Genomic DNA, 14057 nt, shown 5'->3' with positions numbered 1-14057 from the left:
CCGTGCGTCACCGATGAGCTTTCAGCCGCTCGTACGCGGTGCGGCCGTCCGGCGTCCACGGCCATTCCGTGAGCCGCCGCTCCAGCTCGGCCGGGCTCAGGAAGCCGTACCAGTCGATCTCCTCGGCCTGGGGGCGCACCGGCAGGGCGCAGATCACTTCGTAGACGTACGACCACCAGGAGCCGCCCTTGCCGTCGTCGTACAGGAACTTGAACAGCGGGGTGGGCGCCGGCAGCCCGCTCACCCCCAGCTCCTCCTCGGCCTCCCGCAGCGCGGCCGCGTCGTAGCTCTCGCCGGCGCCGACGACTCCGCCGACGAACATGTCGTACATCCCCGGGAACACCAGCTTGGTGGCGGTCCGCCGGTGCACGAAGATTTTTCCGTCCGGGTCCCGGGCCAGGGTGAAGGTGGCTCTGTGCCGCAGGTTCTCGGCGTATGCGGTGCCGCGGGTGGCTTGCCCGGTGACCATGTCCTGGTCGTCGACGATGTCCAGGATTTCCTCGGCTGGGTCCATGAGCCGAGGGTAGGCCTGGCCGGCGGGGGCGGGTACGAGGTGGTCGCTGGTCGCGGCTCCCTGGGCGGGGCCGGTCTCGTGGTCGGGTGCGGCCGGGTCGTGGCTGGTCGCGCAGTCCCCCGCGGCTCCCTGGGCGGGGCCGGTCTCGTGGTCGGGTGCGGCTGAGTCGTGGCTGGTCGCGCAGTTCCCCGCGCCCCTGGCGGGGCTGGGTCGTGGTCGAGTGGCGCGTGTGTCGTGGTTGCTCGCGCAGTTGCTCACGCCCCTGGCGGGGTGGGCTGTGTCCCTGGTGGGCGGCGGAGCCGCTCATTCAGGGGCGCGGGGAACTGCGCGACCAGCCACGACGGGCCCGTCAGTCGACAACGAGCCGGCTCACCCCAGCCGCGCGGCGAGCCGCCCCGCACACCCTCACCCGGCGCTACGCAAAGGATCCCGTTCCCGCGCGGCAGCGCCCGGCATCGCGGGGTGGAGGCCCAGAAGTACGACTCCGGCCACGACCCCGGCGAGCCCCGCCGCCTCCCAGGCCAGCGCCCCCGTGTCCGTACGCAGCCGGTCCCCGAGGAAACCCACCCCGCACACGATCCCGGCCAACGGCTGCGCCGCGGTGAGCGCGGGGAGCGACATGCGAAGCGGCGCCGTCTCGAACGCGCTCTGCACCAGCACGAGCCCCGTCACCCCGAGGGCGAACACGGCGTACGGCTGCCACGCGGTGAGCAGGCTGGTCCAGCCACCGGCGGCGAACCGCTGCCCGCTCACCCGGGTCAGCGCGTCCTGCACCCCGTACAGCAGCCCCGCCGCCACCGAGAGCAGCACGGGCGCCGCGCCGAGCCGGGACCGTTTGGCGAGCGCCGCCAGGGCCAGGGCGCCGCCGACCATCACGCCGATGATCAGCCAGTGACGCAGCGGGTCGGTGACGGCGGTGCCGCCGCGCGGCTGCCCGGCCACGATGAACGCCGTGACGCCGCCCGCGAGCAGCAGCAGCCCGCCCCAGCCCTGCCGGCCCAGCGGCTGTCTGGTCTGGTGGCGCGAGAGGACCAGCGCGAACAGCAGGTTCGTCGCCAGCAGCGGCTCGACCAGTGTCACCTCGCCCCGGCCGAGCGCGACGGCACCGAGCGCCATGCCGCAGATCATCAGCCCGATGCCGGCGAGCCAGCGCGGCACCCGGATCAGGTCGAGCAGCAGCCGGGGGGAGAGGAAGTCACCGAGCGGGGCGTGACGTGCCGCGTTCTGCTGGAGGACGAAGCCGATGCCCAGGCAGAAGGCCGCGCTCACGGCGAGAACGAGTACGAGAACCGACACGCTGCGCACCTCGGACGGCTGCGATACGGGCAGGGGTGTGGGTGACTATCTGCCGACGATAGCGCCCCGCGGCTCCGCCCGCCCCACGAGCGTGCGGGCGGAGCGGACGGACGCCCGACCGCCACATACTCGTGTCACGTGGACAACGTTCCAGCTCACAGCCTTGATTGCACAGGGTGAGCGATGAACTCGGCCAGCTTCGGCCCGAGTTGGTGAAGTCCGTCACCCGGCCACCCTTGACGCGGAGGCCCCCGTACCGGTTTGCTGTGCGTGATCATTCGTTCTCGGGCCGCGCAGCGTCGCGTCGGCGCCCCACGTTCGTTGCTTCGTAGCTGAAAAAGTCGTAGAGGAACCGCCGCGGTGTCCCCACCCCCGCCTCCGCTCGGGCGCCCCCGCAAGAAGGCCGCGCACTCCTTCGACCCCGCACTCGACGACACCGCACTCGTCACCGCCCGCACCGCCCTCGCCCAGGGCCGGTGGACCGAGGCACGGACGCTGCTCGCCGACACCGGCGAGGACTGGGACCGCCGCGGCCACCGCGTCATGGGCCTCGCGCAGGAACCCACCGCGACCGCCTGGGTCGGCGACTGGCGCCTCGCCGAACCCGAGTCCACGGACGCCGCCGTCCTCCTGGCCTGCGCCACCGTGTACCGCGCCGTGGCCGGCAAGGCACGCCCCGACAAGGCCCGCGACGCCTGCACACGAGCGGCGGCACTGGACCCCCGCGACCCGACGCCCTGGCTCGGGCTGCTGTTCCTGGAGCGCGAGCTGGGCCGCGAGGAAGACGTCGTACGCCTCTTCGACGAGGTACGCCTGCGCCACCCGGCCCACCACCACGCGCACCACCTGATGGTGGCCCGGCTCGCCGAGCGGCGCGCCGACGCGGGACAGGACCCGCTGCACGAGGTGTACGACTTCGCGGCCTGGGCGGCCGAACAGGCGCCGCCCGCCTCCCCGTTGGCGGTGCTCCCGGTCGTCGCGCACGCCGAGCGCTACCGCGTCCTCGCCAGGGCGGGCGTCGAACCCCCCGACCCGAAGGCGTCCGGACACTGGGCGGGGCGGCGGGCCCGCCTCGTCATGAAGGCCGCCTTCGACTGGTGGCTGGAGTGGGGCGACCCGCACGACCGGGCTGGCTGCGCCCACCCGCGCGGCCGCATCGACCTCAACTTCCTCGCCCACGCCAAGTACTGCGAGGGCCGCCCGGCCGAGGCGGCCGCCCTGTTCCACCGCATCGGCCCGCACGTCACCCCGGCCCCCTGGTCGTATCCGGACCGGGAGCCGTACGAAGCGTTCCGCGCCGCGCGCAGTGCCGCGCTGGGCACGGCATAGAGGATCAGCAGGATCAGCCAGTAATCACGCAGCAGAACACATCGGAAGGGACAACCCCGCGATGACGACGGGCAGTTCGAGCACGAGCGACAGAGCAGTGGCGGCCGAGCCGGGCATCAGCACCTATCTGGGCGAGGAGAGCGCGCTGCGCGCCGGCCGCCTCGGCACGGCCGGGCTGCTGCTCTCCGTGCTCGCCGCGACCGGCCCGCTGATGGTGGTGGCCGGGGTGATGCCCACGACGTTCGCCGTCATGGGTGTGGTTGGCATGCCCCTGCTCTTCCTCATCCTCGGCGTCGTCCTGACCCTGTTCAGCGTCGGCTACGCGGAGATGAGCCGGCACGTGCACAACGCGGGCGCCTTCTACGCGTACATCTCCCGCGGGCTCGGCCCGACCGCCGGTGCCGCGGCGGCCCTCGTCGCGCTCGTCGCCTACAGCGTGCTCCAGGTCGGGATCTTCGGCATCTTCGGCTTCGAGGTCGCGGGCCTCTTCCAGCAGTACCTCGACGTCGAACTGGCCTGGTGGATACCGGCGCTCGTGGCCGTCGTCGCCGTCGGCGTGCTCGCCCTCCTCAAGATCGACGTCAACGCGAAGGTGCTCGGCGTCCTGCTGCTCCTCGAGGTCGCCGTCGTGGTCGTCTTCGACATCGCGGCGCTCGGCGACCCGGGCCGCGAGGGCCTGTCGATGCACGCCTTCAACCCGTCCACGCTCTCCGGGGTCGGCCTCGGCACCGCCCTGTGCTTCTGCATCGCCGCGTTCACCGGCTTCGAGCAGGCGCCCGTGTACGCGGAGGAGACCAGCCGCCCGCACATCCTCGTGCCCCGCGTCATGTTCATGGCCGTCGGCGGCGTCGCCGTCTTCTTCGCGTTCAGCTCGTGGGCGCTAACCGTGGCCACCGGCCCGGCGGGCATCGTCGGCGAGGCGCAGAAGCAGTCGGCGGGCCTGCTGTTCGGGCTGACCGAGGACCGGCTCGGCGGCACGTTCACCGACGTCGTGCACGTCCTCTTCGTCACCGGCATGTTCGCGGCGCTGCTCAGCTTCCACAACGTGGTGGCACGGTACGCGTTCGCCATGGGCCGCGAGAGCCTGCTGCCCGCGCGGTTCGGCCGTACCAACAGCGGGAGCGGCGCGCCCGGCACGGGCTCGGTCCTGCAGTCGGTGATCTCGCTGATCGTCGTCGTCTGCTTCGCGGTCACCGACGACGGCAAGGCGGGCGACCCGACCGCTCCGGTCCTCCACCTGTTCACGTGGGGCGGCAACGTGGGCGCGCTCGGCGTCATCCTGCTGATGGCCACCGCGTCCCTCGCGGTCATCGTCTTCTTCGCCAAGCGCGGCGCGGCCGGTGCCCAGGCCTGGCGCCTGGTGGCCTCCGGTATCGCGGGCCTCGCCCTCCTGGTGATCGCCGGCTACACGATCAAGGACTTCGACGTCCTGGTCGGCTCCGGCCCCGACTCAGCCCTCAACTGGCTGCTCCCCGGCGTCATCGCCCTGGCCGCGATCGCCGGCGTCGCGTACAGCCTCATCCTGCGCTCCCGCAACCCCGAGGCCCACGCCCGCATCGGCCTGGGCAACGAGGCGTTCCAGCTGGACAAGAAGGCAGGCTAGAACCGGCTGGAACCGGGGGCCTCAGGCCCCGAAGTCCAGCAGTACTTTGCAGGACGCGGCCCGGTCCGCCGCCAGGGGAAACGCCCTGGCGGCCTCGGCCACCGGGACCACGGCGCTGATCAGCCCGGCGAGGGAGGGCTCGCGCGCCAGCAGTTCCAGCGCTTCGTCGAACTCGGTGTCGAAGCGGAACGCCCCGCGCAGCTCGATCTCCCGGCTCACCACCAGATTCCCGGCGAACGGGCTCTGCCCCGGCGGCAGCATGCCCAGCTGCACGACCACGCCGCCCCGCCGCACCCGGTGCAGGCAGGTGTCGAGCCCGGCCGCGACCCCGGACGCCTCGATCGCCACGTCGACCTCGTCGGGCCACCCGGCATCGTCGGGATCATCGGCCCGTACGAGGAGGTCGGCGCCCGCGACCCGGGCGTACTCCAGGGCTTTGGGCAGCAGGTCCGTCACCGTCACCCGGGCCGCGCCCGCCGCTTTCGCCGCCGCGACGACGAGGCAGCCGATCGGGCCCGCGCCGGTCACCAGGACGTGCCGCCCGGCGACGGATCCGGCCCGGCGCACCGCGTGCAGCGCCACCGAGAGGGGTTCGGCGAGCGCGGCCCGCTCCAGCGGCAGGCCCTGGGGGAGAGGGCGCAACTGGTCGGCCGGGACCGCGAGTTCGGCCGCGAATCCGCCCTGGACGTGCGGGGTGCGGGCCGCGCTGCCGAGGTAGCGGGTGTCGCGGCAGACGTTGCGCCGTCCGTCCCGGCACTCGGGGCAGGCGCCGCAGGGGGTAGCCGGGTGCACGGCCACCGGGGTGCCGGGTGCGGGGCCCGAGGCGCCGGGCCCGTACGCGAGGACCGTGCCGACGACCTCGTGCCCGAGCACCATCGGCTCGCGCAGCCGGAAGTCGCCGACGCCGCCGCGCTGCCAGTAGTGCAGATCGGAGCCGCACACCCCGCCGTACCGGACCGCGACCAGGGCCTGGCCCGGACCGGGTTCGGGGGTGGGGAGTTCGTCGACGCGCAGATCACCGGCGCCGTGGATCACGCAGCCCAACATGGCAGCCCCCTCACTGAAGAACGCTGGTCATGCCGCCGTCGACGTACAGGATCTGTCCGCCGACGAAGTCCGCGGCGGGTGAGGCGAGGAAGAGCACGCCGCCCACGAGGTCCTCGGTGCGGCCCCAGCGCCCGGCCGGGGTCCTGCGGCGCACCCAGGCGCTGAACTCCTCGTCCCGGACGAGGGGCTCGGTCAGCTCGGTCTCGATGTAGCCGGGGCCGAGCCCGTTGACCTGGACGCCCGACGGGCCCCAGTCGGCGCACATGCCCTTGGTGAGCATCTTCAGGGCGCCCTTCGTGGCCGCGTACGGGGCGATGCCCGGACGGACCACCTCGCTCTGCAGCGAGCAGATGTTGACGATCTTGCCGTGACCGCGCTCCACCATGCCGCGCGCGGCCTCCCGCGCCACGAGGAACGCGCTCGTCAGATTGGTGTCCAGGATCCGGTGCCAGTCGGCGTCGGCGAACTCCAGGAGCGGGGCGCGCAGTTGCATGCCCGCGTTGTTGACGAGGATGTCGAGCGGGCCGACCCGCTGTTCGACGTCGGCGATCCCGGCGGCCACCGCGGCGCCGTCGGTGACGTCGAACGCCGCCGTGTGGACCGCGCCGCCCAGCTCCCGGGCCGCCTTCTCCAGCTGCTCCGGGTCGCGGCCGTTGAGGACGACCGTGCAGCCGGCCTCCAGGAGGCCGCGGGCCAGGGCGAACCCGATCCCGCGGCTGGACCCGGTGACCAGGGCGGTGCGGCCGCTGATGTCGAACAGGGGGTGACTCATCGACGTACTCCTCCCGTGGACCGGATCCCTAGATGACCAGGGAGAGCAGCAGTACCAGGGCGCCCGCGACCACGGAGATGATCGTCTCCATGATCGACCAGGTCTTGATCGTCTGCCCGACGCTGAGTCCGAAGTACTCCTTGACCAGCCAGAACCCGGCGTCGTTGACATGGCTGAAGAACAGCGAGCCCGCGCCGATCGCGAGGACCAGGAGCGCCGTGTGGGTGTCCGACATGTTCGCCGCGAGGGGGGCGACGAGACCGGCGGCCGAGACGGTCGCGACGGTCGCCGAACCGGTGGCCAGGCGGATCACGACGGCGATCAGCCAGGCGAGCAGCAGCGCGGGGATGGACCAGTCCTTGGAGATGTCCAGGACCATCTGGCCGACGCCGGAGTCGATGAGGGTCTGCTTGAAGCCGCCGCCCGCGCCGACGATGAGGAGCACGCCCGCGATCGGGGCGAGGGACTTCTCGGTGGTGGACTGCAGCTTGCCCTTGGTGAACCCGGCCGGACGGCCGAGCGTGAACATGGCCACGATGACGGCCACGAGGAGGGCGGTCAGCGGGTTGCCGATGACGTCGAAGACGCGCTGGACGGTGTGGTCGGGGTTGTCCACGATGATGTCGACCAGGGCCTTGGCCAGCATCATGACGACCGGCAGCAGGATGGTGACGACCGCGGCGCCGAAGCTGGGCCGCTTCTCCAGGTCGTCCGAGGCCCGCCCGGGGACCATCTTGTCGGGCACGGGGACGTCCACCCAGCGGGCGGCGTACTTGGAGAAGACCGGACCGGCGATGATCACCGTCGGGATGGCGACGAGGATGCCGAGCGCCAGCGTGATGCCCAGGTTGGCCCCCACCGCGTCGATCGCGACGAGCGGGCCGGGGTGCGGCGGGATCAGGCCGTGCATGACCGACAGGCCGGCGAGGGCCGGGATGCCGATCCGCATCAGGGAGTAGTTGCCGCGCTTGGCGACCATCAGGACGACCGGGATCAGCAGCACGATGCCGACCTCGAAGAAGAGCGGCAGCCCGATCACGGCGGCGATCAGGACCATCGCCCAGGGCATCGCCTTCCCGCCGGACTTCCCCGCCTTGGCGAGGATCGTGTCGACGATCTGGTCCGCGCCGCCGGAGTCGGCGAGCAGCTTGCCGAGGATCGCGCCGAGCGCGATCAGCACACCCACACCGGCCACCGTGGAGCCGAGGCCCGCGGTGAAGCTGGTGATCGCCTTGTCGAGCGGTGCCCCGGCGAACGCGCCGAGCGCGAGCGAGCCGATGGTCAGGGCCAGGAAGGCGTGGAGCTTGAACTTCGTGATGAGCAGGACGATGACGGCGATGCCCGCGAGGACGGCGATCCCGAGCTGGGCGTGGCCCGCGGAGGTGATCGGCTCGACGGCGTCCGCTGCCAGCATCTCGACGCTGAGACTGGTCACGGTCTTTTCCCTTGGTACGTGGGGAGGGGACTGAGGGGGAGGGGGCTTGCTCCGGGTTACTCGGAGTCGAGCGCGGCCAGAGCCTGTACGGCCCGGTCCGCGATCTCCTCCGGGGAGCCCGACACATCGACGCCGACGCCCGCCTCGTCCGCCGCGAGCGGCTGGAGCGTGGCGAACTGCGAGTCGAGGAGCGCGGTCGGCATGAAATGGCCCTGCCGGTGGGACATCCGGTCCTCGATGAGCTCGCGGCTACCGGTGAGGTGGACGAAGACGACGCCCGGCGCTTCGGCCCGGAGCCGGTCGCGGTAGGCGCGCTTGAGGGCGGAGGAGCTGACCACCCCGCCGAGCCCGGCGCGGCCGTGGGCCCACTCGCCGATGGCGTCCAGCCACGGCCAGCGGTCCTCGTCCGTGAGGGGCGTGCCGGCGGTCATCTTGGCGATGTTGGCCGGGGGGTGGAAGTCGTCGCCCTCGGCGTAGGGAACGCCGAGCCGGTCGGCGAGCAGGGGACCGATCGTTGTCTTGCCGGTGCCTGCCACGCCCATGACCACGACGACATGGGGGGTACTCATCGCTGCCTCGCTGTTCATCGCTGTCTTCGTCGACATCGCTGTGTCACGCCACTGAAACTCAATAGGTCTGACGAATTCAAGAGTCTGTGACTTAAAAGTCAGACTTTTTGTTGCTCGTGCCGGAACCGTACGCTGACCCCATGACCACGAAGGACCGGGGACTGCACGCCCGCGTACTGGACAGCCTCGGTCCCGCCATCACCGCGGGTGAGTACCCCGAAGGCAGCGTGTTGCGCACGGACGAGCTCGCGCAACGCTACGAGGTGTCACGCTCGGTGATGCGCGAAGCGGTACGTGTCCTGGAATCCATGCATCTGGTGGCGTCCCGGCGCCGCGTCGGAGTGACCGTCCGTCCCGCGGGGGATTGGAACGTCTACGACCCCCAGGTCATCCGCTGGCGCCTCGCCGGGGCCGACCGGCCGCGCCAGCTGCGCTCGCTCACCATGCTGCGCTCGGCGGTCGAGCCGGTCGCCGCGGGCCTCGCCGCCCGGTACGCGTCGGCGGAGCAGTGCGCGGCGCTCACCGAGTGCGCGCTCGGCATGGTCGCCACGTCACGCGGCCAGCAGCTGGAGGCGTACCTCGTCCACGACATCGAGTTCCACCGCGTCGTGCTGAACGCCTCGGGCAACGAGATGTTCGCCCACCTCGGCGACCTGGTGGCGGAGGTCCTCGCGGGCCGCACCCACCACCAGGTCATGTTCGAGGACCCGGACCCGGCGGCGGTCACCCTGCACGTGTCGGTCGCGGAGGCGGTACGGGAGGGGAACGCGGAGCGCGCGGAGGCGCTCACGCGGGAGATCGCGGTCGGCGCGCTCCAGGAGCTGGACATCCTCGCTCCCTGAACTGCCGCGCCGCGTCTGCCGGTTACTCGATGAAGTCGCCGTCGACGTACACCCAGGCGCCGGCCACCCGCAGGAACTGGCTGCGCTCGTGCAGCGCGCCCGCCCGGCCGCCGTCCTTGTAGCGGGCGCGGAAGGTGACGGTGCCGCTCTGGTGGAACGCGGAGCCGTCGGTGGTCTCCAGGATCTCCAGACCGGCCCAGGTCAGAGCGGGGTCGAAGTCGATCGACGGCGGCCGGGTGTCCGGGTGCCAGGTGCGCAGCAGGTACGCGGCGTCCTTGCGGGTGAACGCCGTGTACCGGGAGCGCATGAGCGCCTCGGGCGTGGGCGCCGAGGCGCTGCCGGAGTGGTAGCGGCCGCAGCAGTTCTCGTACGGCTCGGCGAGTCCGCAGGGGCAGGTGGGGAGGGTGGGGCGTGCCATGGGCCCATTGTCCCCCACACCCGCTTACCCCGACGTGACAATGAGGGGCGCACTCCGGGTCCGGTCCGACGCGGGACCGGTCTCCAGCTCGTACCCGCCCGCCTCCACCACGAGCCGCAGATCGCGGCCGACGCAGGCCAGCGTCCCGTCGGTCACCTCGAAGGTCACCTCCCGGCGTTCGCCCGGCGCGAGTTCCACGCCTTCGAAGCCGCGCAGCTCCCGCACCCGCGGCCACGACGAGCCGCCCGAGACACGCCGCACATACAGCTGCACGGTCTCGCGGACGGCCGTCCGGCCCGTGTTCTCGACGGTGACCGTGCAGGTCAGACGCGGATCGTCGGCGGACACGGAGGAACGGCTCAGCACGGGTGCGCCGTAGGTGACCCTCCCGTACGAGAGACCGTGCCCGAAGGCGTACCGCGCGGTCGCCGGCTGGTCGACATAGCCGCGGTAGCCGTGATCCTTGCCGTTGTAGAACACGGGGAGCTGAGCCGCCGAGCGCGGCACCGACACGGGCAGCCGACCGGTGGGGCCCACATTTCCGAAGAGCACGTCCGCGACGGCCCTGCCGCCCCACGGCCCCGGGTACCAGGCGCTCAGCAGCGCCCCGATTCGCCCCGAGAGGTCGGGCAGCGCGTGCGGCCGGCCCTGCACCAGCACCGCCACGACCGGAGTGCCGGTCGCCGCGACCGCGTCGAGCAGTACCAACTGGCCCTCAGGCAGTGCGAGTTCGGCCAGGTCGACGCCCTCGCCGCACGTCATGCCGACCGGGTTGCCGGACGAGACGACCGCCGCGCCGTTCGCCTCGAACCGGGTGCCGTCCTCGCGGGCGCTCGATCCGCCGAGCACAAGCACCGCGACCTCCGCGTTCGCGGCCAGGGCGACCGCCTCGCCGATCCCGGACCGGTCGCCGCCGACCAGCTCGCAGCCGCGCGCGTACGCCACCTCGCGGCCGGGCCCGGCCGCGGCGCGGATCCCGTCGAGCACGGTGACGCCGGTACCGGGCCGCTGCGGCGCCGTGTAGTCGCCGATCTGCTGCGGCACGGAGTCGGCGTTCGGGCCGAGCACGGCGATCCGGGACACGACGGGCGGCAGGGGCAGGGTCGACCCGTCGTGCTCCAACAGAGTGATCGACGCGCGCGCCAGGCGCTCGCTCAACTCCGCCGCTTTAACCGGGCTTTCACTACTCTTGACGTAGGGCTCCTCGAACAGTCCGAGCCGGAACTTCAGCGTCAGGACCCGCCCGACCGCCGCGTCCAGGGTCTCCTCGGCCACGAGACCGCGCTCGACGGCCTCGCCGAGGCGCGGAAAGGCACCGTCCCACAGGCTGAGATCCGTGCCCGCCGCGAGCGCCATCGCGCCCGCCGCCGCCGGATCGCCCGCGAGCCGCACCAGCCGGTCGAGCGCGCACCCGTCCGCCATCACGATCCCGTCGAACCCCCACTGCTCGCGCAGGAGTTCGGTCAGGAGGTAGGGGTTCGCGGCGCACGGCAGGCCGTCGAACTCGTTGTATGCCGCCATCACCCCGGCGGCCCCGGCCCTGACCCCGGCGCGGGCCGCCGCCAGGTGGATCTCGTGCAGCTCGCGCACGCCGAGGTCGGTCGCCGCGCTGTTGCGCCCGCCGACCGTCGCGCCCTGCCCGGCGAAGTGCTTGAGGACCACACCGACGCCCTGGGACCGCATGCCGCGTACCAGCGCCTCGGTGAACCGCGCGGCGAGGTACGGGTCCTCGCCGAAGCACTCCTCGGCCCGGCCCCAGCGCGGGTCGCGCACCAGGTCGAGCGCGGAGACCAGCGCGATGTGGCCGCCACGGGCCCGGAGTTCGGCGGCGGCAGCGGCGGCAGCCGCCTCGTACAGGTCCGGGTCCCAGCTCGCGCCCACCGCCAGATTCGCCGGCAGGACCGTGCCGTCGAGGGCCTGATGCCCGTGCGGCACCTCCTCCACCATCAGCACGGGGATGCCGAGCCGCGTCTCTTCCACGACGTGCCGCTGTACCGCGCCGGTGATGTCCGCCGCGTCCGCCGCCGTGATCCCGCCGGCGAAGGTCACACCCGACCAGGGATCGGCGCGCTGCAACCCGTACAGGGCCCCCATCCCGTCGTACGCGGCCACTTCCCGACGGAACGTGTCGGTGAGCCGGTGGCGTCCGTCGGCGTCGCGCTCGTAGGCGTGCCAGCCGTACAGGCGCTGGTTGACCTGGCCGACCTTCTCCGTGAGCGTCATCCGGCCCAGCAGATCCCGCACCCGGTCAGGCACGGGGGCCGCCGGGTCGCGGTACAGCGGCTCGCTCATCGCAGTTCCAGGACGCGGACGCCGAAGGGGGGGAGGGTGACGGCGCCGACCGGGTCACCGGAGGCCAGGTCGTGCAGCGTGCCGTCCGCCGCCGGGTGCACCGTGATCTCGTCCTCGGCCTGGCTGACCAGCCACACGAAGCGGCGCCCGTCCTCGTGCACCAGCACATCGGCCCCGACGAACGGCTCGTCCACCGTCACCAGCCGCTCCACCCCCGCCACCTGGGCAAGCGCCGCGTACAGCCGGTGCGTCTGCTCGGGGTTGACGCGGGCCGTGCGCGCCGCCATGTGCTCCAGCGGGTACGTGGCGAGCACGGTGCGGCCGCGCCCGGTCTCGCGGCACAGCAGTGCCGGGCGGCCGTGCCCGTCCACCGCCACCACGCGGGCGTCGCGCGGGACGACGGGCAGGTAGGCGCGGCTGTCCTCGTTGCCCGCGACGGGGAAGCGCAGCACCTCGCCCGCGCGGATCCCCCCGAAGTCCTCCCGGAACGTCATCTCCAGTGTGTCGTCCTCGATGGGCTCCGCGACCCCGTACGAGAGCTGCTGCTCGACGCCGAACAGGCCGTCCAGGTCGTCGAACCAGGGGCCGCGCGTGCCCGGGTGCTCGCCCGAGCAGAACGACAGATAGACCGTGGCGCCCTCGTCGGCCCGGCGCTGGAGCGCCCGCCGGGTCCGCGTCGTCAGCTGCCGGGTCGCGGGCAGGAGGTAGAGGTCCACGTCCTCGGCGATGCCGTCCGCCTCGCGGGTCAGGCCCGCCGGCAGATCGGCGGCGCGCGCGGCCACGTACCCCTGATGCAGCGACGTGAAGATCAGCGGGCGGTCGGCGGGACGGCTGTAGGGGTAGCCGCGCTCCAGGAACGCGGGCACGACGAAGGCGGCGCCCGCGTCCGCGCGACGGCAGCGCGCGAAGTCGACGTCCGTCAATACCTGGGCGAAGGAGGCGAGTTCGCGCAGCGGTTCCTTCGGGGCGCCCGTGCTGTCCGTGATGCCGAAGTGCATCTCGAAGGGGTGGTGGTCGTAAGGAGACCGGTCCCACAGGTCGTCGTAGTCCGTGTTGTTCCAGGCCATCCAGCCCGTCGCGCCGCCGAGCAGCGAAGTGTGCAGGGTCTGGCGGTAGTACACGCCCGCGTTCGCGGCGGAGACCGTGTCCGTCGACAGGCCGAACTCCTCCAGGACCACCGGCTGCCCGGTCACCGACGCCAGCTCGCACTCGAACGCGGCGCGGTAGTGCTGGCGCGCCTTGTCCGTGTCCGAGCGGTACACGTGCGGGCCCACGAAGTCGACGTACTCGGCGGTGTCGCGCAGCGAGAAACCGTTGTCCCGGCCCGTCACCTCGATGCCCCACGCGCCGTCGCCGAGCGAGACCGGCTGCGTCGCGCCCGCCGCCCGCACCGCGTTGCACATCGACTGGGCCCACGCCGTCACGACGTCACTGGAGGGCGGGTCGACCTGGTAGATCCGGCCGTAGCCCGGCATCTCGTTCGTGATCAGCCAGCCGGTGACGGCCGGGTGGTCCTTGAAGCGGCGCGTCATCTGCGAGGCGAACCACGCCTGGCGGCCCACCATCCACACGTCCTCGTAGAGGTCGCGGCCGCCCCGCCACGCCGGGTCCCAGTTCTCGCCGGACATGTGCCCGACGATGAACGTCGGCACCGTCCCCATCCCCAACTCCCGGTGCGCGTCCAGGAAGTCACGGAACCGCTCGCACAGCTCCTCGTCGATCCGGTGCGGCTCGGGGTGGAAGTCCGGCCAGTAGAAGAACGAGCGCGTCATGTTCAGGCCGTGCTCACGCAGCACCTGAAGCTCCTCGCGCACCACCTTCGGGTCGTAGTCGCGCCACATCAGGGGCCCGCCCGTGCGGGACCAGAAGTTGGCGCCGAGCCAGGGCAGGACGGCGGCGTCGTGGGTGAGGTGGGCGCTGTGGCGTCGCATGGTGGTACG

Annotated in this window: 12 protein-coding genes; 3 read left to right on the top strand and 9 right to left on the bottom strand. The window is 72.4% G+C overall.

All coding sequences use genetic code 11. From position 1 onward, the window contains the following. Positions 1 to 7: 7 nt before the first annotated feature. Both ABD366_RS15885 and ABD366_RS15880 read right to left on the bottom strand, forming a co-directional pair. Positions 8 to 514, bottom strand: coding sequence for an NUDIX hydrolase (locus tag ABD366_RS15885; RefSeq protein ID WP_324769328.1), 507 nt, complete (start codon positions 512 to 514; stop codon positions 8 to 10). 405 nt (positions 515 to 919) lie between these two features. Further along, positions 920 to 1810 (bottom strand): DMT family transporter, encoded by an 891-nt coding sequence (locus tag ABD366_RS15880; protein ID WP_324769329.1) that lies wholly within the window; start codon positions 1808 to 1810, stop codon positions 920 to 922. A gap of 360 nt (positions 1811 to 2170) precedes the next feature. Here ABD366_RS15880 and ABD366_RS15875 point away from each other — a divergent pair, with 360 nt between their 5' ends. Further along, positions 2171 to 3139 carry a hypothetical protein gene (locus ABD366_RS15875; RefSeq protein ID WP_324769331.1) on the top strand — a complete coding sequence of 323 codons (969 nt, stop codon included), beginning with the start codon at positions 2171 to 2173 and terminating at the stop codon, positions 3137 to 3139. A gap of 61 nt (positions 3140 to 3200) precedes the next feature. Next, positions 3201 to 4742, top strand: a complete 1542-nt coding sequence (locus ABD366_RS15870) for an APC family permease (protein WP_324769332.1) — start codon at positions 3201 to 3203, stop codon at positions 4740 to 4742. Between the two features lie 21 nt (positions 4743 to 4763). Here the strand turns inward: ABD366_RS15870 and ABD366_RS15865 are convergent, their stop codons facing one another. Genes ABD366_RS15865 through ABD366_RS15850 form a run of 4 tightly spaced genes read right to left on the bottom strand, consistent with a single transcriptional unit; the run spans position 4764 to position 8565 of the window. Beyond that, positions 4764 to 5789 (bottom strand): L-idonate 5-dehydrogenase, encoded by a 1026-nt coding sequence (locus ABD366_RS15865; protein WP_324769333.1) that lies wholly within the window; start codon positions 5787 to 5789, stop codon positions 4764 to 4766. Positions 5790 to 5799: 10 nt separating this feature from the next. Beyond that, positions 5800 to 6561, bottom strand: coding sequence for an SDR family oxidoreductase (locus tag ABD366_RS15860; RefSeq protein ID WP_324769334.1), 762 nt, complete (start codon positions 6559 to 6561; stop codon positions 5800 to 5802). A gap of 28 nt (positions 6562 to 6589) precedes the next feature. Next, positions 6590 to 7996, bottom strand: a complete 1407-nt coding sequence (locus ABD366_RS15855; protein ID WP_324769336.1) for a GntT/GntP/DsdX family permease — start codon at positions 7994 to 7996, stop codon at positions 6590 to 6592. Positions 7997 to 8052: 56 nt separating this feature from the next. Beyond that, a complete protein-coding gene (locus ABD366_RS15850) occupies positions 8053 to 8565 on the bottom strand; it encodes a gluconokinase (RefSeq protein WP_324769338.1) in 513 nt (170 codons plus the stop codon). A gap of 140 nt (positions 8566 to 8705) precedes the next feature. Between ABD366_RS15850 and ABD366_RS15845 the strand changes: the two genes are divergently transcribed. After that, positions 8706 to 9407, top strand: coding sequence for a FadR/GntR family transcriptional regulator (locus ABD366_RS15845; protein ID WP_324769340.1), 702 nt, complete (start codon positions 8706 to 8708; stop codon positions 9405 to 9407). 22 nt (positions 9408 to 9429) lie between these two features. On the opposite strand, the gene ABD366_RS15840 is transcribed toward ABD366_RS15845, so the two are convergent. The 3 genes from ABD366_RS15840 to ABD366_RS15830 are packed head-to-tail and all read right to left on the bottom strand — an operon-like array spanning position 9430 to position 14048. Continuing rightward, entirely contained in the window at positions 9430 to 9825 is a 396-nt protein-coding gene (locus ABD366_RS15840; protein ID WP_324769341.1) for a YchJ family protein, read from the bottom strand. 24 nt (positions 9826 to 9849) lie between these two features. Beyond that, entirely contained in the window at positions 9850 to 12117 is a 2268-nt protein-coding gene (locus tag ABD366_RS15835) for a glycoside hydrolase family 3 N-terminal domain-containing protein (protein ID WP_324769343.1), read from the bottom strand. Beyond that, positions 12114 to 14048, bottom strand: coding sequence for a glycoside hydrolase 5 family protein (locus ABD366_RS15830; protein WP_324769344.1), 1935 nt, complete (start codon positions 14046 to 14048; stop codon positions 12114 to 12116). Before ABD366_RS15830 ends, ABD366_RS15835 begins: the two co-directional genes overlap by 4 nt. Positions 14049 to 14057: the final 9 nt, after the last annotated feature.

This window comes from Streptomyces kunmingensis, assembly GCF_039533535.1.
Lineage (GTDB): Bacteria > Actinomycetota > Actinomycetes > Streptomycetales > Streptomycetaceae > Streptomyces > Streptomyces kunmingensis.
The sequence above is the reverse complement of the archived record's forward strand: the minus strand, read 5'-3'. Positions and strand labels throughout refer to the sequence as shown.